This is a genomic window from Caballeronia sp. J97 (genome assembly GCF_905220305.1).
GTDB lineage: Bacteria > Pseudomonadota > Gammaproteobacteria > Burkholderiales > Burkholderiaceae > Caballeronia.
Window position 1 is genome coordinate 278,442 of sequence record NZ_CAJMZL010000003.1, and the last position, 25,304, is coordinate 303,745.

Genomic DNA, 25,304 nt, shown 5'->3' on the forward strand with positions numbered 1-25,304 from the left:
ATGTTTGCCGGTTCAGTCAAACGGCGCACTCGCGCCGTTCGCTTTTGAGGCCCCCATGGCATCCACGTCCGTTCTTTATATCGACGTCTGGTCGGACTTCGTGTGTCCGTTCTGCTATCTCGAGACGCCCGTGCTCGACCAGTTCCGCAATGCCTACGGCGATGCGGTCGAGATTCGCTGGCACGCGTTCGAATTGCGCCCTGAGCCGACGCCGCTCGTCGATCCGAACAGTGAGAAGATCGTCGAATCCTGGGAAAACTCGGTCCGCCCGCTCGCGCAGGAGCGCGGCGTGACGATGCGCATGCCGCCGGTCACGCCGCGCAGCCGCAAGGCCTTCGAGACCGCCATGTTCGCGCGCGAATCGGGCCGTTTCGATCTCGTGCATCGCGCGATCTTCAAGGCGTATTTCGAAGAAGGCATCGATATCGGCGACACCGACGCGCTGCTCGACATCGCGGCCACCTGCGGCGTCGATCCGGAATTGCTCGAAGAGGCGCTCGACGACGGCACCTACACCGATCTCGTGATCGAAGATGAAGAGTTCGCGAAGAAGCTGGGCGTGAGCGGCGTGCCGTTCGCGGTGCTGTCGCGCGAGCCCGCGCCCGGCCAGGAACCGCCGCCGCCGATCGCGCTACGTGGCGCCGCGCCGATCCAGCATTTCGAGGCGGCCGTCGAGCGGCTCTTTCCCGACGGCTTTCCGGGCGTCTGAACGGCCCCGCGCGGCCGGCCGGCGAGGTCGGCCGCAGCGCGATCCTAGCTGTGCTCGGCCATGAACGATTTCAGCGCGATGCGCTGCGACGGCTCGAGCGATTCGAACTCGAGCCCGTAGGCCGCGCTGCCGTCGGACGGATCGAGCGAGCCGACATGGCGCACGATCGCGATGGTCTCGATGCTCACGTCGACGCCATCGGTCTTGAACTGAAACGACAGTTGCAGACGGTCGCCCACATGCGCGGACGGGTTCGCGACGGTCAGCGACATGCCGTACGGACTGATATCGCTCACGCGGCCCAGTTGCCGCGCGCCTTGTGCGCCATCGGCGGCGAAATGCGCCGCGAGGCGAGTCGGCATCCGCGCGAACTTGCGCGTGCGCAGCCTGCGGATCGCGCCCGGCGCCGACAGCACCGCGTAGTTGAAAGGCTCGCGGCAAGTCGCATCGACGGTGCAGGCGAAGCGGAACACGCCCCGCCCGGTGAGCGCCACGAGATCGACTTGCTCGCCGAGCGTCAGATCGAGCGGATCGAAACCCGCCATCAACGGTTGCGTCACGAACAGCGAGCGCTCGCCTTTGCGGCGCGGCGTCGAAAATCCGATCACGCGGCTCGCGTACATCGCCGAACCCGTGCCGCCGGTGCCGCGCAAGCCGACCCGCGCACCGATGGTGAGACCGATGTCCTCGATCGTCAGCGGGCCGTCCTTGACCGCGTCGTCTTCCGGCACGCTCGGCGCGAGCTCGCGGATCGCCCGGTGAGGTTCGAAATGCCGGAACATGAATTCGAGCGCCGGCGCATCGGGCACGATGGCGCCCGCATCGAAAAGCAGCGCCCCGTCAGCGGCGACGATCGGCCATTCGAGCGATGTGCCCAGTGGAATCTCGGAAGGTGAGAGGCGAGCCAGCGACGGGCGCGCGTCTTCGACGGTTTGGTCGGTCATCTTATCGGACGATTCTTAAGTGTTTTCCGCAATCGTCATGCTTGCCGAGTTTGCCGTCAAGTCTTGTGTGGCAACTTTTACGTCAGTGTGCTTTTATTTTTATCGCAAAATGGAGTTCCTACCGTCTGTCGCGACGGTAGAAGTTTTATGCGCATAAAAGTTTTATCGAAATAACGCGTTCAGCGGATCGTCGCGCCGGATTCGACGGGACGGGAAGGCGTCTGCGACGGCGAGACCGTCACGCTTTCGATGCCGGCCAGCACTTGCGCCACATCGGGCGGCGCGCCCTCTTCGCCGACGGAGACCGAGCGCCCCGGATCGTTCACGCCGAAATGCTCGCGCGAAGTCGCGGCGAACAACATGACCGTGCGGCGCTGGAGCGCGTGAGCGAGATGCACGAGCCCGGTGTCCGTGCCGACGACGAGTTCCGACGCCTGAATCCAGTGCGCGCATTCCACGACGGACAGTTTCGGCAACACGATCGCGCCCGGCACGAGCGCCGCGATAGCTTGCGCTTCGCCTTGCTCGCGCTCGGTGCCCCACGGCAGCGCGATCGTATATCCGCGTGCCGCGAGCCAGCGGCCGACTTCGCCCCAATGCTCCTTCGGCCATTTCTTTACGTCCGCCGACGTCGCATGGAACAGCATCGCGATGCGCGCGTCGCCCGGAATATTCAGATCGCGCGTGAGGGCCGGGAGCCGGATGTTGTAGTCGGGCGTGTCTTCGAGTTGATAACCGAGCGCATCGGCGACGCTTACGCGCATGCCGCGCCACGCATCGGTCAGCGGACGAGGACCGAAGCGCGCGTTGTACGCGAAGGCCGCGCCGCGCTCGCCGAGATCCTGGTTCAGATAGCCGTAGCGCCGCCGGCCCCGCGCGATGAACGCGATGATCGCGCTCTTGTAGACGCCGTGAATATCGACGATCACATCGTATTTTTCGGCTCGAAGCTCGCCGATCGACGCGCCGATCTCCTTCAGATCGTTCCAGTTGCGCGCCTTCTTGAATTTGCGCAACGGCGCGCTCAGCACACGGTCGACGCCGGGGTTCCAGCGGATGATATCGGCGAAGGCGGCGTCCGCGGCCCAGTCGATTTTGGCGGAGGGAAACGCGCGCCGCAGATCGGAAACGACCGGTAGCGTCTCGACGATATCGCCGAGCGACGTGACTTTGACGATCAGAATTCGCTTCATGAAGAGTACGGGAATGATCCGGCCGATCTGTCGGCCCAGCGGCGCGCTGGACCTGGCCCGGAAACGCGCAATTCTAATGAATTTGAGACAAACGCATTGTCAGTGTTTGTAAGCGCGCTCCGGAAACGGCCGCGGCGACGACTTCAGAATAGTCCAATTCGAAACGGCCGTTTGCCGCTGTCACAGCGAGCGCGTGGAAAATGTGTCGCACTGGGCGACGTCGCCCGACGACATGCCGCGCCGCAGCCAGCGCTGACGTTGCTCGCTCGTGCCGTGTGTGAACGCTTCGGGCACGATGCGCCCTTGCGATTGCTGCTGCAGACGATCATCGCCGATCGCGGCGGCCGCGTTCAATCCCTGCTCGAAATCACCGGGCTCGATCAGCTTCGCGTTGTCGCGTTGCGCGACGGCGGCCCAGACGCCCGCGAAGCAGTCCGCCTGCAACTCGACGCGTACCGACAGCGCATTCGCCTGCTCGCGCGTCATGCGCGAACGCGCCTGATCCACCTTGTTCATGATGCCGAGCACGTTCTGCACGTGATGCCCGACTTCATGCGCGATGACATACGCCTGCGCGAAATCGCCGCCCGCGCCGAAGCGGTCGCGCAGTTCGCGATAGAACGAAAGATCGATATACACCTTGCGGTCGTTGGGGCAATAAAACGGCCCCATCGCCGACTGCCCCGTTCCGCACGCGGTTTGCGTCGCGCCCGAGAACATCACGAGGCGCGGCGCCGGATAGTCCTGGTTGAACTGGGCGCGGAAGATGTGCTGCCACGTCTGTTCGGTGTTGCCGAGCACGCGGCGCACGAACACGGCCCCGGGATCGTTCGCCGGTTGCGTATTGGCGGGCGCGGCTTGTTGCTGCGGCGCGTTTCCGTGCAACACCTGCGCACCGTTGATGATGGTCATCGGATTGATGCCGAAGAAATACGACGCCGCGAGCGCCACGATGATCGTACCGATGCCGATCGACCCGCCGCCGACCCGAAAACCGCCCCCGCCGCGCCGGTCTTCGACGTTCTGACTTTCTGGCTGGTCATCGAGGCGCATGATGCTTTCTCCTTCCTGCTCGCGCGACGCGCGTGTTCAAAAGCCATTATGGTACCTGTCCCCATCGCACGTCTCGTGCCGGTGCATCGTAAAAGTTCTTTTCGGACTGACTATTCATCTACCGCAGCACAGTGCGGTCGATTGTCGCGAAACCGCGTGCGCGCACTTGCCGCACCGCACTAAACCGACCTCTCAAAATCACCGACGAATCAATCCGCTAGCGTGCCTAAACCCTTGAAACTGCGGCATTTGCGCGCAATGCAAGTTCACTGACGCAGCGCAACACTTTCTCGAAATAGCGCTAAGCTCCGGCCCGTCACACGTCTGGTTCAGTCAAGGACATGGCCGCTCCCGAATGCCGGGCGCGCGTGAATTTCAAGGCACAAGTCATCATGCATTCGACTCCCGAAGCACTCGATCTGGCGCGGATCCAGTTCGCGTTCACCGTCTCGTTCCATATCATTTTTCCTGCGCTCTCCATCGGGCTCGCGAGTTTCATCGCGGTGCTCGAGGGCGCCTGGCTCAAAACCGGCAAGCCGGTCTACAAGGAGCTGTGCCTCTTCTGGTCGAAAGTCTTCGCCGTCGCGTTCGGCATGGGCGTCGTGTCGGGCGTCGTGATGGCGTACGAATTCGGCACCAACTGGGGCGGCTTCTCGAGTTTCGCCGGCCCCATCACCGGGCCGCTGCTCACCTATGAAGTCATGACCGCGTTCTTTCTGGAGGCGGGTTTCCTCGGCATCATGCTGTTCGGCTGGAACAAGGTCGGTCCGAAGGCGCACTTCGGCGCGACGCTGATGGTGGCCATCGGCACGCTCATCTCCACCTTCTGGATCCTCGCCTCGAATAGCTGGATGCAGACGCCGCAGGGCTTTCGCATCGAAGGCGATCACGTCGTGCCGGTTGACTGGTGGGCGATCATCTTCAATCCGTCGTTCCCGTACCGGCTCGCGCATATGGCGATTGCGGCGTTCATCGTCGCGGCGCTCGTCGTGGCCGCGACCGGCGCATGGCATCTGCTGAAAGGCCGGCGCGATCCCGCCATCAGGAAGATGTTCTCGATGTCGCTCTGGCTGCTGCTCGCCCTGACACCGCTTCAGGCGCTGGTCGGCGACGCGCACGGCCTGAACACGCGAGAACATCAGCCGGCCAAGATCGCGGCCATCGAAGGCATCTGGGACACCGAGAAAGGCGGCACCGCGCTCAATCTTTTCGGCATTCCGGACATGGAAGCCGAAACGACGAAATACGCCGTGCAGATTCCGCATCTCGGCAGCCTGATCCTCACCCATAGCTGGGACGGCGAGATTCGCGGCCTGAAGGAATTTCCCAAGGAAGATCGCCCGAACTCGACGCTCGTGTTCTGGAGCTTTCGCGTGATGGCGGGACTCGGCGTGCTGATGATCGTGATGTCGTTCGCGGCGTGGTGGCTGCATCGCAAGCGCAAATTGTTCGATGCGCGCTGGTTCCACCGCTTCGCCCTGGCGATGGGCCCGACCGGATTCATCACGCTGCTCGCGGGCTGGGTCACGACCGAAGCCGGGCGTCAGCCGTGGGTCGTGTACGGCGTGATGCGCACCGCCGATGCCGTGTCGCCCGTGACGGCGCAGCAGGTCGGCGTGTCGCTGCTCGCGTTCGTGATCGTCTACACGATCGTGTTCGGCACCGGCATCTACTACCTGCTGAAACTGCTGCGTCATGGCCCCGCGTTGCCGGGCTCGCCCACCCACCTTTCCGACGGCAGCGCGCGGCGTCCGCTGAGCCTTCCGAATCAGTCCATCGAAGGAGCATGAGAACATGGACCTCACACTCGCCTGGGCCGCGATCATCGCGTTCGGCTTGTTCCTCTACGTGGTGCTCGATGGCTTCGACCTCGGCATCGGCATTCTCTTTCCGTTCTTCCCGGACCAGCACGACCGCGACGTGATGATGAACACCGTCGCGCCCGTCTGGGACGGCAACGAGACATGGCTCGTGCTGGGCGGCGCCGGACTCTTCGCCGCATTCCCGATGGTCTACTCGACCGTCTTGTCCGCGCTCTATCTGCCGCTCGTGCTGATGCTCGTGTGCCTGATCTTTCGCGGCGTGTCGTTCGAGATCCGCGCGAAGGCACAGCGCACGAAACATATGTGGGACCTCGCGTTCATCGGCGGATCGGCGGGCGCGACGTTCTTTCAGGGCGTGGCGCTCGGCGCGTTCCTCGGCGGCATTCCCGTCGCCGATGGCCGCTTCGCCGGCGATGCCTTCGGCTGGTTCTCGCCCTTCTCGATCTTCACGGGCGGCGCACTCGTCGTCACATACGCGCTGCTCGGCGCGTGCTGGCTGATCGCCAAGACCGAAGGCGATCTGCAGCGGCGGATGTATCGCGTCGTGTGGCCGCTGACCGTGCTGCAACTCGCGACGATCGCGGTGGTCAGCGTCTGGACGCCGTTGCAGGACGCGAGCATCGCGTCGCGCTGGTTCGATTCGCCGCTGTTCTATCGGCTGCTGCCGGTTCCGGTGCTGGTCGCGGCTTGCGCATGGGCGATGCGTCACTCGATCCGGTCGCGTCACGAGAAGCGGCCGTTCGCGGTGGCGCTCGGTTTCGTGCTGCTCGGCTATGCGGGACTCGTCGCGAGTATCTCGCCGCACGAGATTTTCCCGGGCGTATCGATCTGGGATGCGGCCGCGCCCCGTTCGAGCCAGCTCTTCACGATCGTCGGCGCGGCGGTCATTCTGCCGGTGATCGTCGCTTATACGACGCTAGGCTATTGGGTCTTCAGAGGAAAGGTGCGTCATGGCGAACATCACTACCATTGAGCGCGCGCGGAAGGCGTTCTGGTTCGTCGCGTTGTGGATGGCGGGCGTCGGCGGCGCGATGCTGCTCGCGCTGCCGTTCAAGCTGCTGATCAAGGCGGGAGCGGCGGTTCATTGACGCCGCCCCGCGCCGTCAGAACAGAGCCGCCGCGATCAGCCCGCTCGCGATCCCGAACGCCACGACGGAAAGCCCCACGAACGCCAGCACGCGCGGCGGAAACGACCGCGCGAGCATCGCGAGGGACGGCACGCTGACGGGCGGCAGCGTCATCAGCAGCGCGCCCGCCGGCCCCGCCGCCATGCCGAGCGACAGCATCGCCTGAATGATGGGCACCTCGCCCGCGGTCGGAATCACGAAGAGCGTGCCCGCGACGGCGAATGCGGCAATCCACAACATGCCGTTGCCGATATCCGGGCCGATGTGCGGAAAGAGCCACGCGCGCGCCGCGCCGAGCAGCAGCACGAGCACGATGTACTCCGGCACGAGCCGCAGCGTCATGCGGCCGAGGATCTTGATCCAGCGCAGGAATGCGGTGCCGGGAACATCCTCGTCGATCAGCTTCGCGAGCGCCTCGCGCGACTTCGCCGCCTGCGCCGGCGTCACCATGCGGTTGACCGCATAGCCAAGGCCGAACACCATCAGCACGCCGAGCACGAGCCGCAAGCCGGTCCACTGCCAGCCGAGCACGAAGCCCATGAAAACCAGCGCCGCCGGGTTGAGCACCGTATTGCCGAGCCAGAACGCGACGGCCGCGCCCGGCGCCGCCTCACGCGCGCGCAGGCCCGCGACGACCGGCGCGGCGCAACACGTGCACATCATGCCGGGCAAGGACATGAGTCCGCCGTTCACGACGCTGCCGAAGTTGTGCTCGCCCAGCGCCCGCGCGACCCAGCGCGGCGGAATCAACGCCTGCACCGCCGAGCCGAGCAACAGGCCGAGCACCATCGCCTGCCAGATCGCACGGCCGTAGGCCATCGCGTAATCGAGCGCGGCTTGCCACGACGGCGCGGGCGCGCTCGCCGATGTGCCCATCAGAATGGACTTGCCGATCGAATGCTGGCTCGCCGCGACGAACGCGCGGTTGTAGTACGGAAACCATTTCACGTAGAACAGGCCTACGACGGCGATCAGCAGAAACACCATCCAGCCGAGCGCGACGCGAGGTTGTCGAAGGGCGGTCATATTTTTTCTTTCGAGTGATGAGATTGGGTCAGAGCGCGGGCGTCGTCTCGGCGAGCCGGGCGAGCAACGCTCTCGCCTGTTCGACGCTATCGGCGTCGTTCGGACGGAACAGCACGTGCGCCGCGCGCGGCAACTGGGTATAGAGCGCCTGACTGCTGCGACCGTACGCGGGATCGTAGTGACGGTCGATGAGTTCGGCGAAGAGCTCGGCGCGCGCGTTGTCATCGATCAGTCGATGCCAGCGCGCGACGCGCTCGCGGCTGTGCAGCGCGACGAGCTTCGACAGTTGCGCCTTGAAGAACGCGGGATCGTCGAAGAGATGCGCGTAGTCCTGCAGCAAGAACGCGATGCGGTCCTCGCGCCGCGCTTCGACTTGCACGCACGAGGCCGCGTGCAGATTGTCGAGCACGGCATCGGGAATCGTGATCGCGCCGATGCGCCGCCCTTCCGCTTCGACGAAAACCGGCTTCGCCGGATCGAAGGCCGACAGCGCCTGGAGCAGCGCCGAATCGAACGCCTTTTGCGTCGGCTGCGCGCGTCCCGGCAGCGCACCGAGCAGCGATCCGCGATGCGCGGCGAGCCCTTCCAGATCGAGCGTCTGCGCGCCGGCCGCATCGAGCGCCTTCAGGAGCCGCGTCTTGCCGCTGCCCGTATGGCCGATCAGCGCGACATAGCGAAACCGCCCGGGCAAAGTGCCGAGCCGCTCGATCACGTCGCGCCGGTAGCTCTTGTAGCCGCCGTCGAGTTGCCGCGCCTGCCAGCCGATCATGTTGAGCCATGTCGTCATCGAGCCGGAGCGTTTGCCGCCGCGCCAGCAATAGACGAGCGGACGCCAGTTGCGCGGCTTGTCGGCGAAGATCGTGTCGAGATGCAGTGCGATGTTGCGCGCGACCATCGCCGCGCCGACGCGCGTCGCCTCGAACGGCGAGACCTGCTTGTACATCGTCCCGACGATCACGCGCTCCTCGTTGCTGAGCACGGGCGCGTTGATCGCGCCGGGAATATGATCCTCGGCGAATTCGAGCGGTGTGCGGACGTCGACGATTTCATCGAAATCGCTCAGACGATCGATGGGAACGAGCAGGTTCTTCACGGGCTTGCGGGCAGGTTTCGGCTGAATCAGGCGAAAAATTATCGCATGCGGGCCGATTTCGCCCCGAAAGCGCGTTTTTTTTAGCGACGCGCGTCGCGCGCGAAGCGGCTAAAGTGCTTGCATCGATTCATCCATGAGGGCTGCGATGAGTTATCACGAGACGATCGGCGTGCGCCGCTACCGCTTCGACGATCTGAAGACGCTGCTCGCGCGCGCCAGCCCGCGCCGCTCCGGCGACGAGCTCGCGGGCATCGCGGCCGCGACGGAAGAAGAGCGCATTGCCGCGAAACTCGCGCTCGCGCAGGTGCCGCTCGCCGCGTTTCTCGACGAGCCGCTCATTCCCTACGAGGAAGACGAAGTCACGCGTCTCATCGTCGATACGCATTCGCGCGCGGCCTTCGCGCCGATCGCGCATCTGACGGTCGGCGAATTCCGCGAGTGGCTGCTCGCCGACAGCACCGACACCGCCGCACTCGAGCGCATCACGATGGGCGTCACGCCGGAGATGGCCGCCGCGGTTTCGAAGCTGATGCGCAATCAGGATCTGATCCTTGCGGCGAGGAAGCGTCCGGTCGTCACGCGCTTTCGCACGACGATCGGCATGCCCGGGCATCTCTCGGTGCGCCTGCAGCCCAATCATCCGACCGACGATCCGAAGGGCATCGCCGCATCGATGCTCGACGGCCTGCTTTACGGCTGCGGCGATGCCGTCATCGGCGTGAATCCGGCATCCGATTCGCCCGCCGCCATCGGCAAGCTGCTCGCGATGATGGACGACTTCCGCCAGCGCTACGACGTGCCGATGCAGTCGTGCGTCCTCACCCACGTCACCAACACGCTCGCGGCGATCGGCCAGGGCGAACCCGTCGATCTCGTGTTTCAGTCGGTCGCGGGCACGGAGCGCGCGAACGCGAGCTTCGGCGTGTCGCTGACACTGCTCGAGGAAGCGCGCGAGGCGGCGCTGTCGCTCAAACGCGGCACCGTCGGCGATAACGTGATGTACTTCGAGACGGGGCAAGGCAGCGCGCTGTCGGCGAACGCGCATCATGGCGTCGATCAGCAGACGTGCGAAACGCGGGCGTACGCGGTCGCGCGCCGCTTCGAACCGCTTCTGACGAATACGGTGGTCGGCTTCATCGGCCCGGAGTATCTCTACGACGGGCGGCAGATCATCCGCGCCGGGCTCGAAGATCACTTCTGCGGCAAGCTGCTCGGCGTGCCGATGGGTTGCGACATCTGCTACACGAATCACGCCGAAGCCGATCAGGACGACATGGACACGCTGCTCACCCTGCTCGGCGTGGCAAACGTCAATTTCATCATGGGCGTACCCGGCGCGGACGACGTGATGCTCAACTATCAGAGCACCTCGTTCCATGACGCGCTCTATATCCGGCGCGCGCTGAACCTGAAGCGCGCGCCGGAATTCGAAGCGTGGCTCGCGAAGATGCGCGTCACCGACGGACATGGCAGCCTGCTCGCCGCGCCCACCGGAGCCTTGCTCGAATGGATCGACTCATGACGAACACCGACGCCTGGGACGCGCTGCGGCGCTTCACCAATGCCCGCATCGCCCTCGGACGCGCGGGCAGCAGCCTGCCGACCGCGCCCTTGCTCGCGTTCGAGCTCGCGCACGCGCAGGCGCGCGACGCGGTGCATCAACCGCTCGATACCGTCGCGCTCGCCGAGGCGTTGCGCGCCGCCGGCTTCGAGACGCTCGACGCACGCAGCGCCGCGCCCGACCGCGATCACTATCTGCGCCGTCCGGATCTCGGCCGCCAGCTCGACGATGAAAGCGCACAGCGGCTCGCGGCGCATGGGGCCGAAAGCGCAAGCGACCTCGCCTTCGTCGCCGCCGATGGCTTGTCGGCTTTCGCCGCGCAACGTCACGTCGTGCCGCTGCTCGTGCGTCTGCGCCCGAGACTCGGAGGCTCGACGATCGCGCCCGTCGTGATCGCGACGCAAGCGCGCGTCGCGCTCGGCGATCGTATCGGTGAGCTTTTACGGGCGAAGATCGTCGTCATGATGATCGGCGAGCGGCCGGGGCTCAGTTCGCCCGACAGCCTCGGCCTGTACGTGACCTACGCGCCGCGCGCGGGACGCCACGACGCCGAGCGCAACTGCATCTCGAACGTGCGGCCGGAAGGACTCGACTACGAAACCGCCGCGTTCAAGCTGACGTGGCTGATCGACGAAGCGCGCCGGCTGAAGCTCACCGGCGTCGGCCTGAAGGATCTCAGCGGCGCATTGCCCGCGCCGGACGCAGGAACGCTCGAAGCCTAGACGCGCAGCTTGCGGTACAAGGTCGTGCGCGATATGCCGAGCGCGCGCGCCGTCGCCGAGACATTGCCGCCGTGCGCCTTGAGCGCCGCCGCCACCGCGCTCGCTTCGATATCCACGAGCCGCGCGCCGCCCGTGAGCGGCGCGGCCGGCGCATCGTCGGTCTGCACATGTTCGCCGAGCTCATCGAGAAAATCATGCGGCAGATGTTCGACGCCGATATGCGTATCGTGATCGTCGAGCATCGCGGACGCCGTGCGCAGGACGTTGCTCAACTGACGGAAATTGCCCGGCCACGGATGACGCGCGAAGAGCGCGAGCACGTCGTCGCCGATTCCGACGACGCGGCCCGCGAAGCGTTCGTGGCGCAGCATTCTGTCGACGACCGCGCGCAGGTCCGTGCGCCTCGCGAGCGGCGGCAGCGTCACCGAGAGACCGTTGATGCGGTAGTACAGATCCTCGCGGAATTCGCCTTGCGCGACGCATTCGCGCAGCTTGCGGTTGCTCGCGCAGACGAGCGCGAAATCGACCGGCACCGCGCGCGCCGCGCCGAGCGGCTCGACGACGCGTTCCTGCAGCACGCGCAGCAGGCGGCTTTGCATCGCCAGCGGCATGTCGCCGATCTCGTCGAGAAAGAGCGTGCCGCCATTGGCCTGGACGATCTTGCCGATCGCGCCGCGCTTCGCCGCGCCCGTGAACGCGCCCTGCGCATAGCCGAAGAGTTCCGATTCGATCAACGTCTCCGGCAGCGACGCGCAATTCACCGCGACGAACGGCCCGGCGCGGCGCGGCGAATCGCTGTGAATCGCGCGCGCGAGCATTTCCTTGCCCGCGCCCGTTTCGCCGCCGATCAGAATCGCGATGTTCTTGCCGACGACCTTGCGCACGCGCGCGACGATGTCGTTCATCTGCGCGTCGCCGGTGCAGAGATCGGCGAGGCTCGAACCGGCCGGCTCGCGCGCGGCAATCGGGGGCGTCGTGACGACGACGTTCGATGCCGGGCGCGCATGAAAATCGACACTCGCGAACACCGCGACGCCGCTATGCAGTTCGAGGCGGCAAGGCGTTTCGCCCGCGCACGCGATGAGCGCATCGACGCGTTTGCCGAACAACGCGTCGAGCGTCTGTGACCGCAGACGCCCGAGTTCGAGGCCGAGCTGGAACTGCGCGCTACGGTTCGCGCACAGCAGACGCCCGTCGAGATCGAATACGGCGATGCCTTCCATCAGCGTGCCGATGAATTCGGGCCGGCTGTGGAAGCGGATACGCAGGCCGTCGCCGAACGCGCTCGCGATCAGGCGATTCTCGATCATCTGACCGGACATTTTCACGAGCGCCATCGTGTGCTGGTGATAGCCGCGGCGATCGCCGGTGACATCGAGCACGCCGGAGAGATTGCCGTGCGGATCGAGAATCGGCACGCTCGAGCAGGTCAGAAAGTGATTGGCCCGCAAATAATGCTGATCGCCGTTCACGGTGACGGCGGTGCGCTCGGCGATCGTCGTGCCGATCGCGTTGGTGCCCTGATGGTCCTCGCTCCAGACGGCGCCCGCCCGCAGCGCGACTTTTTCGGCACGGGCGAGAAAATCGTCGTCGCCGAGAGAATGCAGGATCAGGCCGCTCGCGTCGGTGAGCGCGATCATGCTATGCGTGTTCGCGATCTGCGCATACAGCGTTTCCATCACCGGAAGCGCGTGCGCGAACAGCGCACGGCTTTCATCGAGCTTCACGGCGAGTTCCACGCCCGACAGCACGGCGTAATCCGGGCGCATCGTCTCGAACAGGCCGAATGTGGCCGAGCGCTCGTGCGAATGACGGATGACGTCGCGTTGCGCAGGCTGCAAGGCCGCGCCGATGGCATGCTGCATCGCCTTCTCCTTATCGATTCACGGTCGCGTGAATGTCTCCTCGGGCAATGTAACACCGTCGCGGCACGCGGGTCGATTCGAGGAAGCGCGCGGATCGGGCGCTCGACGCTTCCCGCGCTACAGCACGAGCGAACCTGCCGTGATCGCGATGACCAGGAAAACGACGAACAGGATCAGGAAGATGAAGAAGCAGATCTTGGCGATGCCCGCCGCGCCGGATGACACGCGCGTAAAGCCGAAAAAGCCGGCGACGACGGAGATGATCGCGAAAAGGATGGCGAGCTTGAGCATGGCAGGTCCGGGTTCTATCGTGACCCTGTTTGCTTGCAAGACGCGTGCCTCGACGATCGCAACGGTGGTTTGGATCGCCGGCAGGTGTAGAAACAGACCGTTAGTTGCATCGAAAGCGCTAAATAAAAGCGGGCAGCGAATCCACTGCCCGCTTCGGAGACTTCAACGCATCCCGCGCGCCCGATTGTCGGTTGCCGCAACAGTCGCGGGCGCGGGCGCGACGGCCGTCGCCGTCGCTGGCTGACGCGCGCCGAGCCAGCTTGCGACGCGCTGATGCACATGAGGCACCGCGAGCAACGCGCCGATCGCGATCGCATCGGCGGCGAGCCCCGCCGGCACGTTGATGAGGCCGTCGGTGAGCGTGAAAAGGACCGAATCGACGACGAGCGAAATCACCGTGCCCGCGACGAAGGACACCATGCCGTCGCGCCCCAGCGCGCCGACCCACGGCAAGCGCTGCGCGACCGCCTTCACGACGCCGTAGCGCGCGAGATTCGCCGCGATCCACGCGATAGCCAGGAAATTCACGACGCGCGGGCCCGCCAGATCGCGCTTGAACGCGCTGTCCAGCACGGGCGGCAGCACGAGCAGTTTGTAGTACGCCATGCCGGCGATCAGCGCGGCCGCACCCGCGCTCACGATCCACCCGAACCGGTTCGCGCTCACGCGCTGGTAGATCGGCTGGCAACGCGCGAGCACGCCGAGCACGAACATCAACTGCCACGCGGCGGGATTGAAGTCCCAGAGATTGTCGTCGACGGACGGCATGTATTCGCCGATCTGCGCGGCGCACGCCCACAGCGCGAGGCTCAGACCGAGCAACACCCAGGGCTTGCTGCGCGCGAGCGGCAGCATGAGCGGCACGGCGAGCGCGAAGAGGGCGTACATCGGCAGGACGGCGGCAAGATACGGCTGACGTTCGAACGTGAGAATCTCGGCGACCGACGAAACCGGCTGCGACACCAGGCTGTCGAGGTCATGCAGCGGCAGATTCGGCGCATGGCCGAAAAAGGGCCGCAGCAGGAAGGACGCGACGAGCATCAGCGCCGCGGTGACGAGAAACGCGCGATAGAGCTCGAACGCGCGTTTCAGGAAGCGCACGCGCGCCGCGCTTTCCGAACGGCGCTCGGCGAGCGACACATACGCCGTCGCCGTGGCGAAGCCGCCGAGGAACACGAACACTTCGGCGGCGTCGTTCAGTGCGAACGAATGGAGCGTGAAGCGCGACAGCATGCTGCCGCCGATATGATCGACGACGATGATGAGCAGGACCAGTCCCCGGAAGAAATCCAGCTCGACGAGACGTTGTGATTTTCGCTGCATGCGGCTTGGCTCGATGTCCTGCGGCGACAGGAAGTTGGACGGCGGCCGCGAACGTGCGGCTCGAAAGCATAGGAGTTTACCCGTAAATGCGGCGGCGCATCATCAGAACAGGCGTAAATACCCGTTTCTAATCCGGCATTTATTACCGTACGTTAAATTTCGTCATCGGCCGAACCGCTAATGCACGGAGCGTTTCGAGTGCGATGAAGTTTTCAAGTTCCTTTCATTTTTCACGGCGATCACGCTAATATCTCGCCCTCACCTGCCGAACGATCCTGAACCATGGACTATCTCGTTGCCCTTCTCGCCGATCCCGCCGCCTGGGCCGCACTCGCGACGCTCGTCGTCATGGAAGTCGTGCTCGGCATCGACAATCTGATCTTCATTTCGATCCTGACCAACAAGCTGCCCGTGGCGCACCGGGAGCGCACGCAGCGCATCGGCATCGCGCTCGCGCTCGTGATGCGGCTCGGCCTGCTCGGCACAGTCGCGCTGATCGTGCGCCTCACGACGCCGATCTTCGAAGCGTTCGGCCACGGCTTTTCCTGGCGCGACCTGATTCTCATCGCGGGCGGCGTGTTTCTCGTCTGGAAGGCGACGACGGAAATCCACCATCACGTCGCGCACGACACCGAGGCCCATGCCGATCCGAAGGCGAGCAAAGGCCTGACGCCGCTTTCGGCGATCGGCCAGATCCTGCTGCTCGATCTCGTGTTTTCGATCGACAGCATCGTGACGGCGGTCGGCATGACCGAGCACATTCCGATCATGTTCGTCGCGGTGATCGCCGCCGTGACCGTGATGCTGTTCGCCGCGGGGCCGCTGTCGCGTTTCATCGAGCGCAATCCGACGATCGTCATGCTCGCGCTCGGCTTCCTGCTGGTAATAGGGATGACGCTGATCGCCGAAGGATTCGGCACGCATGTGCCCAAAGGCTACATCTATGCGGCGATGGCGTTCTCTGCGCTGGTCGAAGCCTTGAACATGCTGGCGCGGCGGGCGAAGGAGCGCGTGCGCGAGTAGCGCGCCCGGCCGACGCCGGCTCGACCGCCGGCGCCGGTGTCATCGCAGCCGATCCGGCGATCGAAGGCGATCGATCAGGCGCGCCGAAGCAGACGTCAAAACGGCAGTTCGCGCTGCGGATTGTCCGGCGCGTCCGGATTCGGCGCCGGCAGCGGTTGCGCCCGCAGCCAGCGCTCGATCGCATCGACGACATGTTGCCGCTCGGCGTCGTCGAGCGCCTTTCCTGCCGCGATGCCGTGCCATTTGGCGAGGCACGAGCGGCAGCACGTCGCGGTTGCGTGCTGCGCGATGAACACCGGATGCCCGCGAAACGGCGTCTGCCTGCCGTCGTTCAACGGCGCTTGCGGCGCGAGCCGCTTGCCGATCAGCGCATGCGCCTGCGCGACCACCGTGCCGACGCCCTTTTCCCGCAGATATTTCCCTTCACGCACGCCGAGCGCGAAACGTCGCCGGAAGGCCGATTTCGCGAGCGCGTCGAACACGGCGTCGAGGTCGCGCATCGCGTGATCAGTCCTTCGCGTAGAGCGTCGAATCCGCGAAATCCGCGGCGGCCAGCACGCGCCCGACGATGATCATCGCCGTGCGCTCGATGCCCGCCGCGCGCGCTTTCGGCGCGATGTCCGCGAGCGTGCCTTCGACGCGGGTCTCGTCCGGCCAGCTCGCGCGAAACACGATCGCCACGGGGCAATCGGCGCCGTAATGCGGCACGAGCTCGGCGACGATGCGCTCGATATGCCGCACGCCCAGATGAATCGCGAGCGTCGCGCGATGACGTGCGAGATCCGCGAGGCGTTCACCTTCCGGCATCGACGTTTTCGTCGCGTAGCGCGTGAGGATCACCGTCTGCGAGATGCCGGGAAGCGTCAACTCGCGCTTCAGCGCCGCCGCCGATGCCGCCGCCGCCGTCACGCCCGGCACGACTTCGTAGGGAATCGCGAGCGCGTCGAGCCGGCGGATCTGCTCGCCGATCGCGCCATAGAGCGACGGATCGCCCGAATGCACGCGCGCCACGTCGTGCCCGTTCGCGTGCGCGTCCCGCAAGAGCGCGACGATCGTATCCAGATCGAGCTCGGCCGTGTCGATGCACTGCGTCGCGCGATGCCCGTCGAGCACTTCCTTCGGCACGAGCGAGCCGGCGTAGAGAATCACGGGACACGCGCGGATCAGCCGCTGGCCCTTGACTGTGATGAGTTCGGGATCGCCGGGTCCGGCGCCGATGAAATAGACGGTCATGTTCGCGATGGGTGGGTTCGGTCGAGCCAATGCAAGAGCGCATCTCGCGCGCTCGCGGCATCGTCGAAAGTGCGGTCTGCGCCGGGCAGCGCGGGACGCGCGAGCATCACGACGGCCAAGCCGCGTTCACGCGCGACGGCGAGCTTCGCTTCGGTCGCGCCCCCGCCGCTGTTCTTGCTGACGATCACATCGATACGCGCGGCATCGAACAGCGCGCGTTCGCCGGCGAGATCGAACGGCCCGCGCGCATCGACGATGCTCGCGCGCTCGTTGCCCGGATGCGCGTCGAGACAGCGGATCGTCCAGTGCTGCGACGCGGGGATTTCATGCAGATGGACGAGCGCCTCGCGCCCGAGCGTGAAAAGCGGCCGATGAAACGGCGCGATTCGTTCGACAATTCCGCGCCAGTCCGCCGCTTCGCGCCAGTCGTCGCCCGATTGCGGCCGCCACGCCGGACGACGCACCGCCCAGAGCGGCACGCCCGCGCGCGTGCACGCGTCGCGCGCGTGACGGCTCATTTGCGCGGCATACGGATGCGTGGCATCGACGACGAGCGCGATGTGCGCCTCGCGCAGATAACGCCCGAGCCCGTCGATGCCGCCGAAACCGCCGACGCGCACCGCGCACGCCAGATCGCCCGGCACACGCCCGAGGCCCGCGAGACTGTAGACATGCGCGGCGGGCAGCGCGCGCGCGATCGCGAGCGCGTCGCCGGTGCCGCCGAGCAGAAGCACGCGCGTCATGCCGCGCTCCCGACGATCGTGCCCTGCCGGTCGATCGCGAACGTCTCCACTTCGATGCCTGGCGGCAACACGTCGAGCGCGACATCGCGCGCGCGGCGGCACACGATATCGCCGAGCGCGACCCCTTCGGCGCGGGCGAGCTTGAGCGCTTCCTGGCTCGTGTTCGCCGCGCGGATCGACGCCAGCAGCGCCTCGCTCGCGCCCGCATCGGCGGCCCAGACGGCGAGCATCGGCAAGTCGATGCTCGAGCTTCGGCTATGCAGATCCATGTGCCCCGCGGCCAGCTTGGAGAGCTTGCCGAAGCCGCCGCACAGGCTCAGCTTGTCGACGCTCGCGCGGCGCAAGTGCTTGAGCACGGCGCCCACGAAATCGCCCATTTCGATCAGCGCGATGTCGGGCAGGCCGTAGCGCGCGCGCATCGCGTCCTCGCTCTGATTGCCGGTGCACGCGGCGATATGCCGGTATCCGTTCGCCCGCGCGACATCGATGCCCTGATGAATCGACGCGATGTACGCCGAGCACGAAAACGGTCTGACGATGCCCGTCGTGCCGAGTATCGACAAACCGCCGACGATCCCCAGGCGCGGATTCATCGTCTTTTGCGCGAGCGCTTCGCCGTTCTCCACGCCGATGCTCACGTCGAAGCCGCCGCGATAGCCGACGGTCGCGGCGAGCGCGTCGAGATGTTCGGTCATCATGCGGCGCGGCACCGGATTGATCGCCGGTTCGCCGACCGCGAGCGCGAGGCCCGCGCGGGTCACCGTCCCGACGCCCGGCCCCGCGTGAAAACGCACGCCGGGTTCGTCCGACAAACGCACGCGCGCGAACACGAGCGCGCCGTGCGTAACGTCGGGATCGTCGCCCGCATCCTTGATCACGCCGGCTTCGGCCGCGGCGCTTGCGTCGCTTTCCTCGAATATGCGGCGGCAGAAAGAAAGCGTCATCGTCACGTTTCGGCCCTTCGGCAATGCGATCTCCGCGCGCTCGTCCGTCTCGCCGAGCAGCAACAGGCGCGCGGCCGCGAGACTCGTCGCGGTCGCGCAGCTTCCGGTCGTGTAGCCGCTTCTGAGCGGCGCGGCCTGTTCCGGCGTTTCTTCACGCATGGCGCGTCACGGTTTGCTCGCGTGCAGGAGCGTGATCGGCAGCGCCGGGCGCCAGGTATCGAAGCTGCCGAGCGGCTCCGCCTGCGCGACGCCGATGCGCGTCAGCTCGCCGCCGTGCCGCGCGCGCCATTCGACGAGCGCCGCTTCGCTTTGCAGCGTCACCGCATTGGCGACGAGCCGTCCGCCCTGACGCAGGCGTCCCCAGCACGCATCGAGCACGCCGGGCGCGGTCAATCCCCCGCCGATGAACACGGCGTCGGGCGCGGGCAGCCCGTCGAGCGCGGCCGGCGCCTCGCCCCTGACGAGCTGCAATGCGGGCACGCCGAGCGCATCGCGGTTGTATTCGATGAGACGCTGACGGCTTTCGTTCGCTTCGATCGCGATCGCGCGACACGCGCCGTGCGCGCGCATCCATTCGATGCCGATCGAGCCGCAGCCCGCGCCGACGTCCCACAGCAACTCGCCCGGCTGCGGCGCGAGACGCGCGAGCGTCACGGCGCGCACGTCGCGCTTCGTGAGCTGGCCGTCGTGACGATAGGCGTCGTCGGCGAGACCGGGCGTGAGCGGCGGCCCGGCGTGGCCGGCGTGCGTCCGGCATTCGATCGCGACGAGATTGAGCGCGGCGACGACGGGCTCGCGCCAGTCGTCGGCCCGCTCGTCGATGCGGCGCTCGTTGCTTCCGCCGAGGTGCTCGAAGACGGTCATGCGGCTCGCACCGAAGCCATGCGCGGTCAGGAGCGTGGCGACGGCGGCGGGCGACGCGCCATCGGCGCTCAGCACCAGCAGGCGCACGCCACGATGCAGGCTCGCGAGCAACGACGCGGCCGGCCGTCCGACGAGCGACACGCACACCGCGTCCTGCAGCGCCCAGCGCAAGCGCGCCGCCGCGAGCGACAGCGAAGACGGCGCGGGAATGACGCGCATTTCGCCTTGGGCGACTTCGCCCGCGAGGGTCGCGCCGACGCCGAAGCACATCGGATCGCCGCTCGCGAGCACGCAAATGCGGGTCTTGCCGTCGCCGCGCTCGGCGAGCACGGCATCGATAGAAAAGGGCTTCGGCCACGCGACGCGGCGCGCGGCGATGCGCGCCGGCAGCAGCGCGAGATGACGTTCGCCGCCGTGAATCGACTGGGCCTCGAGCAGCGCGCGGCGCGCGACGCGGGAAAGGCCATGCCAGCCGTCTTCGCCGATTCCCACCACGGTCAGCCAGTTCGACATGCGCGGCCTCCTTGTTGCGATTCCGATCGCATGCCCGGATGCTCGCCGGAAGCGCTCGGAGGGTCGATAAAAGCGGGCATAATACAGGTCCGTCGGCGCCCGGGGTTGCGACACCCAGGGCTTAAAAGGGAACACAGCGAAACTGTGGCTGCCCCCGCAATTGTACGCAGCGAGTCCGCGCTCCACTGCCACTGGTTTTTACCGGGAAGGCCGGCGCGAATGTCGACCTGCCAGCCAAGAGACCTGCCGACTCACCGCATTCGCGCGACGCCGACCGGGCGGGGTGTACCGGTTCGCTCATCATGCGCGAAGCCCAACGGGTCACGCTTTTGAATTCTTTCGACCGCTCAACGCTCACCGCCGCGCCGCGCGCCTGCGCATGTCCGGGCCTGATGCGCATCGTGCCCGCGCGCGACGGCGGGCTCGCGCGCCTGCGGCTCGCGGGCGGCGTGCTGAGCGCGCACGCGGCGCGGGCCGTTGCGCGCGCGGCGCGTGTCTGCGGCTCGGGCGTCATCGAAGTGACCAATCGCGCGAATCTGCAACTGCGCGGCATTCGCGACGACGCGCACGCGGCGCTCGTCGACATCGCGCTCGACGCGGGCCTCGGCCCGTCGGCGGCGGGCGGCGACGACATCCGCAACGTGATGCTGAGCCCGCTCGCCAGCGACGGCACGCGCGCGCTCGCCGCCGGTGTCATCGATGCGATGCAGGCCGATGCATCGCTGCACGCGCTGTCGCCCAAATTCGCGCTCCAGCTCGACGCCGGCGAGCGCCTCGCGATGCTCGACCATCCGCACGATCTATGGCTTTCCGCCCTCGACGACGGCGCGCGTTTCGTATTCGGTTTTGCCGGGACGATGCGACAGCATCCGCTCGGCGCGGTTGCCCGAAGCGATCTGGCGATGTTCGTCGTGGACGTGCTGCGCAGGTTTCTCGCGCTCGCCGCGCCCGACGAACCGCGCATGCGCGATCTGCTGGCGCGGATCGGCACTGCGCGTTTCGCCGAAGCCTTGCGTTTCGATGCGAACGCCGATGCATGGCATCGCGAACCCGCCGATGGATGGCTGCGCCTCGGTGCGCATGCAGAGCCGCAGCGCGCGACGTGGTACGCCGGCGCGCAAACGCCCCTCGGACGCCTCGACGCGACGCTTCTCGAAGCCCTCGCCGATCTCGCCGACACCCACGCCGAAGGCCGCCTGACGATGACGCCGTGGCAAAGCGTGCTGATATCCGGCATCGCGGCGCATGAAACACAGGTCGTGCTGCAGCGCCTGCGCGCGCTCGGCCTCGCCACCGACGCACGCGATCCGCTCGCGCGCGTCATCGCATGCGCGGGCTCCGAAGGCTGCGCGAAAAGCCGCGCCGATACCAAAGCCGATGCGCATCGGCTCGCCGCGCTCCTGCCCGCGCGTGAATCGCGCGACGAGGCACAGGTGCATGTGAGCGGCTGCGAGCGCTCGTGCGCGGCGGCGCATCCGGTTCCGGTGACGCTCTATGCAGTCGCGCCGGGCCGATACGACTTCCATCGCGACGCACGAGCCGTCGCGCGCAACCTGACCATCGAAGAGGCGGCCGAACGGATCGCCCGGAACCATGCCGAAACCTGACTACATCCGCGACGGCGCGGAGATCTATCGCCAGTCTTTTGCGACGATCCGCGCCGAAGCCGACCTCGCCGCCGTTCCCGCCGATCTGGAAAAGCTCGCTGTGCGCCTGATCCATGCGTGCGGCATGGTCGATATCGTGAGCGATCTGCGCTTTTCCGGCGGCGCGGGCAGCGCCGGACGAGCCGCGCTCTTGGCGGGCGCGCCGATCCTGTGCGATGCCCGCATGGTCGCCGAAGGCATCACGCGCGCGCGGCTGCCCGCCGATAACCGCGTGATCTGCACGCTGGGCGATCCCTCGATTTCCGAGCGCGCCCGCGCGATGGGCAACACGCGCTCGGCCGCCGCGCTCGAGCTCTGGCGGCCGCATCTCGAAGGCGCGATCGTTGCGATCGGCAATGCGCCGACCGCGCTCTTTCATTTGCTCGACATGCTCGATGCCGGCGCGCCGAAGCCCGCGCTCATCCTCGGCTTTCCCGTCGGATTCATCGGCGCGGCGGAATCGAAGGCGATGCTCGCCGCCGACAGCCGTGGCGTACCCTTCGTCGCCCTGCTCGGCCGGCGCGGCGGCAGCGCGATGGCCGCGGCAGCCGTGAACGCACTTGCTTCGGAGACCGAATGATGCGCGGACGTCTGTATGGACTGGGCGTCGGTCCGGGCGACCCGGAGCTGATCACCGTGAAGGCGCTGCGCCTCCTGAAAGCCGCGCCGGTGGTCGCGTATTTCGTCGCGAAGGGCAAGAAGGGCAATGCGTTCGGCATCGTCGAATCGCATCTCGACGATACGCAGACGCGCTTGCCGCTCGTCTACCCGGTGACGACCGAGGCGCTCGAACCGCCGCTCTGCTACGAGACCATCATCAGCGCGTTCTACGATGAAGCCGCGCTCACGATCTCGGGCCATCTCGAAGCCGGGCGCGATGTCGCGGTGATCTGCGAAGGCGATCCGTTCTTCTACGGCTCATACATGTATTTGCACGATCGTCTCGCCGCACGCTTCGACGCGCATGTGGTCCCGGGCGTGTGCTCGATGCTCGGCGGCGTCGCGGTGCTGGGCGTGCCGCTCGTGTATCGCAACCAGAGTCTGTCGGTGCTGTCGGGCGTGTTGCCGGAAGACGATCTGAAGCGTCGTCTCGAAGCGGCGGATGCGGCCGTCATCATGAAGCTCGGGCGCAACTTCGAAAAAGTGCGGCGCGTGCTCGGCGAACTCGGGCTCGATGAACGCGCGCTGTATGTCGAGCGCGCGACGATGGCCAATCAACGCATCGTTCCGCTCGATGAAGTCGATCCGATGGCATCGCCGTATTTTTCGCTGCTCGTCGTGCCGGGGAAGAAATGGCGCGCATGAGTGCTTCCATGCCGATGGCGATCGTCATAGTCGGCGCGGGCGCGCTCGATACCGCGCGGCGCATTCAGGCGAATTTTCCGGAATCGCGCATCCATGGCTTGGCCAGTCGCGTGAACGCCGACCTCGCCTATGAGGACTTCGGTGCGCATGTGCGCGCGTTGTATGCATCGGATGTGCCGATCGTTGCGCTGTGTTCCGCTGGCATCGTGATTCGCGCGCTCGCATCGTGTCTCGCCGACAAGCGCAGCGAGCCGCCCGTGCTCGCCGTCGCACCGGACGGCAGCGCGGTCGTGCCGCTCGTCGGCGGCATGAGCGGCGTGAACGTGCTGGCGCGCGAGATCGGCGCTGCCTTGCAGGTGGCGCCCGCCATCACGACGAGCGGCGAGTTGCGCTTCGGCCAATGTCTGCTTGCGCCGCCCGAAGGCTATGCGCTCGCCGATATCGAGCAAGGCAAGCGTTTCGTGTCCGACTTGCTCGCGGGAGAGACGACGCGCATCGAAGGCCGCGCGCCCTGGCTCGACGATGCCGCCCTGCCCCGCGCCGACGACGCGCGTCTCGCAGTGCGCATCACGCCGCTCGCCGTGCGCGATGAAGACAGTCTCGTGATTCATCCGCGTTGCGTGCTTGCGTGGATCGAAGACGATTCACGCGACGATGACATCGCTGAGCGCGTGCGTGCCGCGCTACGCGAACGCGGACTCGCGCCGCTCGCGCTTGCTGCGTTGACAGCGCCTGTGCGTTGCATGGCTTCGCGATCGCTCGAAGATGCCGCGCGCGCGCTGGATGTGCCGCTGCGCTTTTGCGACGCAGCACCGTTCGATGCCGGCGCGGCACATGACATCGCACTGCACGTGAGCGATGCGCCCATCGACGTGCCATCGGTCGGCCGTGCGCGCGGCACGCTGACCGTGATCGGGCTCGGTCCCGGCAGCGCGGAACTGATGACGCCCGCTGCACGCAGCGCGCTCGACGCTGCGCAAGACGTGCTCGGTTACGAAACCTATGTCCGCATGGCCGGACCGTTTCGCGACGATCAACGCGTGCACATCACCGACAATCGCGAAGAACTTCAGCGCGCACGTCACGCGTTCGAACGGGCGAGCGAGGGCGCTCGCGTGGTCGTGGTGTCGTCCGGCGATCCGGGCGTCTTCGCGATGGCAGCCGCCGTGCTCGAAGCCCTCGACGAAGGACGCACGACGCATCCCGAATGGGATGCGGTGAAGCTTTCGGTCGTGCCGGGCGTGTCGGCGTCTCTCGCGACGTCTGCACGCGCGGGCGCGCCACTGGGTCACGATTTCTGCGTGCTGTCGCTGTCGGATAACCTGAAGCCGTGGAGCATGATCGAGAAGCGCATCGCGCATGCGGGCGAGGCGGATCTCGTGATGGCGTTCTATAACCCGCTGTCGAAGGCGCGGCCGTGGCAGTTCGATCGTGCGATCGAGATCGTGAAGCGGTATCGCGATTCGGCAACGCCCGTCGTGCTCGGAAGAGACATCGGACGTCCGGCTGAGGCATTGCGCATCGTCAAGCTCGGCGAGTTGAAAAGCGAGCTCGTCGATATGCGAACGATGGTGATCGTCGGATCGTCGACGACGCGTGTCGTGGGCGATTGGGTCTATACGCCGCGATGGTATGAGTAGACGTCAGCAGTGAGATATTGCGCATTCCACTCGCGCGCAAGCATTTCACCCCGCCCGACCCGAATCGAACCCTCTTCGAAATCCACGACGACAACCTCATCCGCCGCTGCGGGCGCCTGGGGTTTCTCATTCGTTCGCCCATCGGTCAGCACCCACAACCAGCGGCGTTGCAGCGGTCTGCGCCTTGCCGCTCTTTCGAGCACCGTAGCCGCGCTCGCCAATCCGAGCGCGAGCGGCGTGCCGCCACCGCCGCCGATCGGCGCGACCCAGCGCTCATTGAACCAGTGCGCCGCCCCCGGCTGACGACGCACCTGCGCCCGCCCGCCGCCGAAGCACACGAGCGCGATCTCCGCCCGTTCGCGATACGCCCGATCGAACAACGCGACGAGCATGCCTTTCGCGCGCGCAAGACGCTCGCCCGCGAGCATCGAACCGGAACAATCGAGGAGAAAGCAATGCAGTGCCGCACCGTCGCCCCGCGTGCGGCGATATCGTAAATGGTGCGCGTCGAGGCGCGCGGAACGTTTGGCGCGCAACGTCGCCATCCAGTCGATCGACGTGCTCGCTTCGCCATCACGTACCGCAAATCGGCCCTTGGAAAACGCTTCATTCCATCGAAGACGATGCCCTGCGCCGAAGGCATCCGCGTCGCGCCTTCGATGG

The 25,304-nt window shown here is 66.4% G+C and carries 25 protein-coding genes and 1 riboswitch; of the genes, 11 read left to right on the top strand and 14 right to left on the bottom strand.

What is annotated here, in order from left to right; genetic code table 11:
* Positions 1-55 precede the first annotated feature (55 nt).
* Complete coding sequence (locus tag U4Y90_RS07895; RefSeq protein WP_321793955.1) at positions 56-709, top strand: DsbA family oxidoreductase; 654 nt, start codon at positions 56-58, stop codon at positions 707-709.
* A 44-nt stretch (positions 710-753) separates the two neighbouring features.
* On the opposite strand, the gene U4Y90_RS07900 is transcribed toward U4Y90_RS07895, so the two are convergent.
* From U4Y90_RS07900 to U4Y90_RS07910, 3 genes are all read right to left on the bottom strand, one after another.
* Positions 754-1,653, bottom strand: a complete 900-nt coding sequence (locus tag U4Y90_RS07900; RefSeq protein WP_321793957.1) for a flagellar brake protein — start codon at positions 1,651-1,653, stop codon at positions 754-756.
* Between the two features lie 179 nt (positions 1,654-1,832).
* Positions 1,833-2,846, bottom strand: coding sequence for a lipopolysaccharide heptosyltransferase I (gene waaC / locus U4Y90_RS07905; RefSeq protein WP_321793959.1), 1,014 nt, complete (start codon positions 2,844-2,846; stop codon positions 1,833-1,835).
* Positions 2,847-3,026: 180 nt separating this feature from the next.
* A complete protein-coding gene (locus tag U4Y90_RS07910; RefSeq protein WP_321793961.1) occupies positions 3,027-3,899 on the bottom strand; it encodes a neutral zinc metallopeptidase in 873 nt (290 codons plus the stop codon).
* A 392-nt stretch (positions 3,900-4,291) separates the two neighbouring features.
* On the opposite strand from U4Y90_RS07910, the gene U4Y90_RS07915 reads away from it, so the two are divergent.
* Genes U4Y90_RS07915 through U4Y90_RS07925 form a run of 3 tightly spaced genes read left to right on the top strand, consistent with a single transcriptional unit; the run spans position 4,292 to position 6,810 of the window.
* Positions 4,292-5,689 (top strand): cytochrome ubiquinol oxidase subunit I, encoded by a 1,398-nt coding sequence (locus U4Y90_RS07915; RefSeq protein ID WP_321793963.1) that lies wholly within the window; start codon positions 4,292-4,294, stop codon positions 5,687-5,689.
* A gap of 4 nt (positions 5,690-5,693) precedes the next feature.
* Complete coding sequence (cydB, locus tag U4Y90_RS07920) at positions 5,694-6,695, top strand: cytochrome d ubiquinol oxidase subunit II (protein ID WP_321793965.1); 1,002 nt, start codon at positions 5,694-5,696, stop codon at positions 6,693-6,695.
* Positions 6,673-6,810: a hypothetical protein gene (locus tag U4Y90_RS07925; RefSeq protein WP_321793967.1), complete on the top strand. Its 138-nt coding sequence runs from the start codon at positions 6,673-6,675 to the stop codon at positions 6,808-6,810. Before cydB ends, U4Y90_RS07925 begins: the two co-directional genes overlap by 23 nt.
* A gap of 15 nt (positions 6,811-6,825) precedes the next feature.
* On the opposite strand, the gene U4Y90_RS07930 is transcribed toward U4Y90_RS07925, so the two are convergent.
* Positions 6,826-7,875 carry a permease gene (locus tag U4Y90_RS07930; RefSeq protein ID WP_321793969.1) on the bottom strand — a complete coding sequence of 350 codons (1,050 nt, stop codon included), beginning with the start codon at positions 7,873-7,875 and terminating at the stop codon, positions 6,826-6,828.
* Positions 7,876-7,903: 28 nt separating this feature from the next.
* A complete protein-coding gene (gene mnmH / locus U4Y90_RS07935; protein ID WP_321793971.1) occupies positions 7,904-8,968 on the bottom strand; it encodes a tRNA 2-selenouridine(34) synthase MnmH in 1,065 nt (354 codons plus the stop codon).
* Positions 8,969-9,113: 145 nt separating this feature from the next.
* Between mnmH and U4Y90_RS07940 the strand changes: the two genes are divergently transcribed.
* Positions 9,114-10,490 (top strand): ethanolamine ammonia-lyase subunit EutB, encoded by a 1,377-nt coding sequence (locus U4Y90_RS07940; RefSeq protein WP_321793973.1) that lies wholly within the window; start codon positions 9,114-9,116, stop codon positions 10,488-10,490.
* Positions 10,487-11,251 (top strand): ethanolamine ammonia-lyase subunit EutC, encoded by a 765-nt coding sequence (gene eutC, locus U4Y90_RS07945; RefSeq protein ID WP_321793975.1) that lies wholly within the window; start codon positions 10,487-10,489, stop codon positions 11,249-11,251. The genes U4Y90_RS07940 and eutC overlap by 4 nt, the downstream gene beginning before the upstream one ends.
* On the opposite strand, the gene U4Y90_RS07950 is transcribed toward eutC, so the two are convergent.
* The 3 genes from U4Y90_RS07950 to U4Y90_RS07960 form a co-directional block, all read right to left on the bottom strand.
* Entirely contained in the window at positions 11,248-13,116 is a 1,869-nt protein-coding gene (locus tag U4Y90_RS07950) for a sigma-54-dependent Fis family transcriptional regulator (protein ID WP_321793977.1), read from the bottom strand. The two genes, eutC and U4Y90_RS07950, sit on opposite strands and share 4 nt — an antisense overlap.
* 117 nt (positions 13,117-13,233) lie before the next feature.
* The gene (locus tag U4Y90_RS07955) at positions 13,234-13,407 is read right to left on the bottom strand and encodes a DUF1328 domain-containing protein (protein ID WP_075644512.1); all 174 of its coding nucleotides are present in this window, start codon (positions 13,405-13,407) and stop codon (positions 13,234-13,236) included.
* A gap of 162 nt (positions 13,408-13,569) precedes the next feature.
* Entirely contained in the window at positions 13,570-14,730 is a 1,161-nt protein-coding gene (locus tag U4Y90_RS07960; protein ID WP_321793980.1) for an OpgC domain-containing protein, read from the bottom strand.
* A gap of 282 nt (positions 14,731-15,012) precedes the next feature.
* Here U4Y90_RS07960 and U4Y90_RS07965 point away from each other — a divergent pair, with 282 nt between their 5' ends.
* The gene (locus tag U4Y90_RS07965) at positions 15,013-15,753 is read left to right on the top strand and encodes a TerC family protein (RefSeq protein ID WP_321793982.1); all 741 of its coding nucleotides are present in this window, start codon (positions 15,013-15,015) and stop codon (positions 15,751-15,753) included.
* A 95-nt stretch (positions 15,754-15,848) separates the two neighbouring features.
* Here the strand turns inward: U4Y90_RS07965 and U4Y90_RS07970 are convergent, their stop codons facing one another.
* The 5 genes from U4Y90_RS07970 to cbiE are packed head-to-tail and all read right to left on the bottom strand — an operon-like array spanning position 15,849 to position 20,050.
* Positions 15,849-16,253: a DUF4186 domain-containing protein gene (locus U4Y90_RS07970; RefSeq protein WP_321793984.1), complete on the bottom strand. Its 405-nt coding sequence runs from the start codon at positions 16,251-16,253 to the stop codon at positions 15,849-15,851.
* Positions 16,254-16,260: 7 nt separating this feature from the next.
* Positions 16,261-16,986 (bottom strand): precorrin-4 C(11)-methyltransferase, encoded by a 726-nt coding sequence (cobM, locus tag U4Y90_RS07975; protein WP_321793986.1) that lies wholly within the window; start codon positions 16,984-16,986, stop codon positions 16,261-16,263.
* Entirely contained in the window at positions 16,983-17,729 is a 747-nt protein-coding gene (locus U4Y90_RS07980; protein WP_321793987.1) for a cobalt-precorrin-6A reductase, read from the bottom strand. Before U4Y90_RS07980 ends, cobM begins: the two co-directional genes overlap by 4 nt.
* Entirely contained in the window at positions 17,726-18,832 is a 1,107-nt protein-coding gene (locus U4Y90_RS07985) for a cobalt-precorrin-5B (C(1))-methyltransferase (RefSeq protein ID WP_321793989.1), read from the bottom strand. Before U4Y90_RS07985 ends, U4Y90_RS07980 begins: the two co-directional genes overlap by 4 nt.
* A gap of 6 nt (positions 18,833-18,838) precedes the next feature.
* Complete coding sequence (cbiE, locus tag U4Y90_RS07990) at positions 18,839-20,050, bottom strand: precorrin-6y C5,15-methyltransferase (decarboxylating) subunit CbiE (protein ID WP_321793991.1); 1,212 nt, start codon at positions 20,048-20,050, stop codon at positions 18,839-18,841.
* Between the two features lie 76 nt (positions 20,051-20,126).
* Positions 20,127-20,316: riboswitch (cobalamin riboswitch) on the top strand.
* A 36-nt stretch (positions 20,317-20,352) separates the two neighbouring features.
* Between cbiE and cobG the strand changes: the two genes are divergently transcribed.
* From cobG to cobJ, 4 genes are read left to right on the top strand one after another with little or no spacing between them, the layout of a single operon-like run.
* Positions 20,353-21,657: a precorrin-3B synthase gene (gene cobG / locus U4Y90_RS07995; RefSeq protein ID WP_321793992.1), complete on the top strand. Its 1,305-nt coding sequence runs from the start codon at positions 20,353-20,355 to the stop codon at positions 21,655-21,657.
* On the top strand, positions 21,644-22,276 hold the full coding sequence (locus tag U4Y90_RS08000; protein ID WP_321793994.1) for a precorrin-8X methylmutase: 633 nt from the start codon (positions 21,644-21,646) through the stop codon (positions 22,274-22,276). The genes cobG and U4Y90_RS08000 overlap by 14 nt, the downstream gene beginning before the upstream one ends.
* Positions 22,273-23,001: a precorrin-2 C(20)-methyltransferase gene (locus U4Y90_RS08005; protein WP_321793996.1), complete on the top strand. Its 729-nt coding sequence runs from the start codon at positions 22,273-22,275 to the stop codon at positions 22,999-23,001. Before U4Y90_RS08000 ends, U4Y90_RS08005 begins: the two co-directional genes overlap by 4 nt.
* On the top strand, positions 22,989-24,641 hold the full coding sequence (gene cobJ / locus U4Y90_RS08010) for a precorrin-3B C(17)-methyltransferase (RefSeq protein ID WP_321793998.1): 1,653 nt from the start codon (positions 22,989-22,991) through the stop codon (positions 24,639-24,641). Before U4Y90_RS08005 ends, cobJ begins: the two co-directional genes overlap by 13 nt.
* Here the strand turns inward: cobJ and U4Y90_RS08015 are convergent.
* On the bottom strand, positions 24,617-25,186 hold the full coding sequence (locus tag U4Y90_RS08015; RefSeq protein ID WP_321794081.1) for a vWA domain-containing protein: 570 nt from the start codon (positions 25,184-25,186) through the stop codon (positions 24,617-24,619). The two genes, cobJ and U4Y90_RS08015, sit on opposite strands and share 25 nt — an antisense overlap.
* Positions 25,187-25,304: the final 118 nt, after the last annotated feature.

Excerpts from the sequence above, each read along its gene's own strand:
- U4Y90_RS07895 (WP_321793955.1), top strand. The coding sequence starts at position 56 with ATGGCATCCACGTCCGTTCTTTATATCGACGTCTGGTCGGACTTCGTG.
- U4Y90_RS07900 (WP_321793957.1), bottom strand. The coding sequence starts at position 1,653 with ATGACCGACCAAACCGTCGAAGACGCGCGCCCGTCGCTGGCTCGCCTC.
- waaC (WP_321793959.1), bottom strand. The coding sequence starts at position 2,846 with ATGAAGCGAATTCTGATCGTCAAAGTCACGTCGCTCGGCGATATCGTC.
- U4Y90_RS07910 (WP_321793961.1), bottom strand. The coding sequence starts at position 3,899 with ATGCGCCTCGATGACCAGCCAGAAAGTCAGAACGTCGAAGACCGGCGC.
- U4Y90_RS07915 (WP_321793963.1), top strand. The coding sequence starts at position 4,292 with ATGCATTCGACTCCCGAAGCACTCGATCTGGCGCGGATCCAGTTCGCG.
- cydB (WP_321793965.1), top strand. The coding sequence starts at position 5,694 with ATGGACCTCACACTCGCCTGGGCCGCGATCATCGCGTTCGGCTTGTTC.
- U4Y90_RS07925 (WP_321793967.1), top strand. The coding sequence starts at position 6,673 with ATGGCGAACATCACTACCATTGAGCGCGCGCGGAAGGCGTTCTGGTTC.
- U4Y90_RS07930 (WP_321793969.1), bottom strand. The coding sequence starts at position 7,875 with ATGACCGCCCTTCGACAACCTCGCGTCGCGCTCGGCTGGATGGTGTTT.
- U4Y90_RS07940 (WP_321793973.1), top strand. The coding sequence starts at position 9,114 with ATGAGTTATCACGAGACGATCGGCGTGCGCCGCTACCGCTTCGACGAT.
- eutC (WP_321793975.1), top strand. The coding sequence starts at position 10,487 with ATGACGAACACCGACGCCTGGGACGCGCTGCGGCGCTTCACCAATGCC.
- U4Y90_RS07950 (WP_321793977.1), bottom strand. The coding sequence starts at position 13,116 with ATGCAGCATGCCATCGGCGCGGCCTTGCAGCCTGCGCAACGCGACGTC.
- U4Y90_RS07955 (WP_075644512.1), bottom strand. The coding sequence starts at position 13,407 with ATGCTCAAGCTCGCCATCCTTTTCGCGATCATCTCCGTCGTCGCCGGC.
- U4Y90_RS07960 (WP_321793980.1), bottom strand. The coding sequence starts at position 14,730 with ATGCAGCGAAAATCACAACGTCTCGTCGAGCTGGATTTCTTCCGGGGA.
- U4Y90_RS07965 (WP_321793982.1), top strand. The coding sequence starts at position 15,013 with ATGGACTATCTCGTTGCCCTTCTCGCCGATCCCGCCGCCTGGGCCGCA.
- U4Y90_RS07970 (WP_321793984.1), bottom strand. The coding sequence starts at position 16,253 with ATGCGCGACCTCGACGCCGTGTTCGACGCGCTCGCGAAATCGGCCTTC.
- cobM (WP_321793986.1), bottom strand. The coding sequence starts at position 16,986 with ATGACCGTCTATTTCATCGGCGCCGGACCCGGCGATCCCGAACTCATC.
- U4Y90_RS07980 (WP_321793987.1), bottom strand. The coding sequence starts at position 17,729 with ATGACGCGCGTGCTTCTGCTCGGCGGCACCGGCGACGCGCTCGCGATC.
- U4Y90_RS07985 (WP_321793989.1), bottom strand. The coding sequence starts at position 18,832 with ATGCGTGAAGAAACGCCGGAACAGGCCGCGCCGCTCAGAAGCGGCTAC.
- cbiE (WP_321793991.1), bottom strand. The coding sequence starts at position 20,050 with ATGTCGAACTGGCTGACCGTGGTGGGAATCGGCGAAGACGGCTGGCAT.
- cobG (WP_321793992.1), top strand. The coding sequence starts at position 20,353 with ATGCGCGAAGCCCAACGGGTCACGCTTTTGAATTCTTTCGACCGCTCA.
- U4Y90_RS08000 (WP_321793994.1), top strand. The coding sequence starts at position 21,644 with ATGCCGAAACCTGACTACATCCGCGACGGCGCGGAGATCTATCGCCAG.
- U4Y90_RS08005 (WP_321793996.1), top strand. The coding sequence starts at position 22,273 with ATGATGCGCGGACGTCTGTATGGACTGGGCGTCGGTCCGGGCGACCCG.
- cobJ (WP_321793998.1), top strand. The coding sequence starts at position 22,989 with ATGGCGCGCATGAGTGCTTCCATGCCGATGGCGATCGTCATAGTCGGC.
- U4Y90_RS08015 (WP_321794081.1), bottom strand. The coding sequence starts at position 25,186 with ATGGCGACGTTGCGCGCCAAACGTTCCGCGCGCCTCGACGCGCACCAT.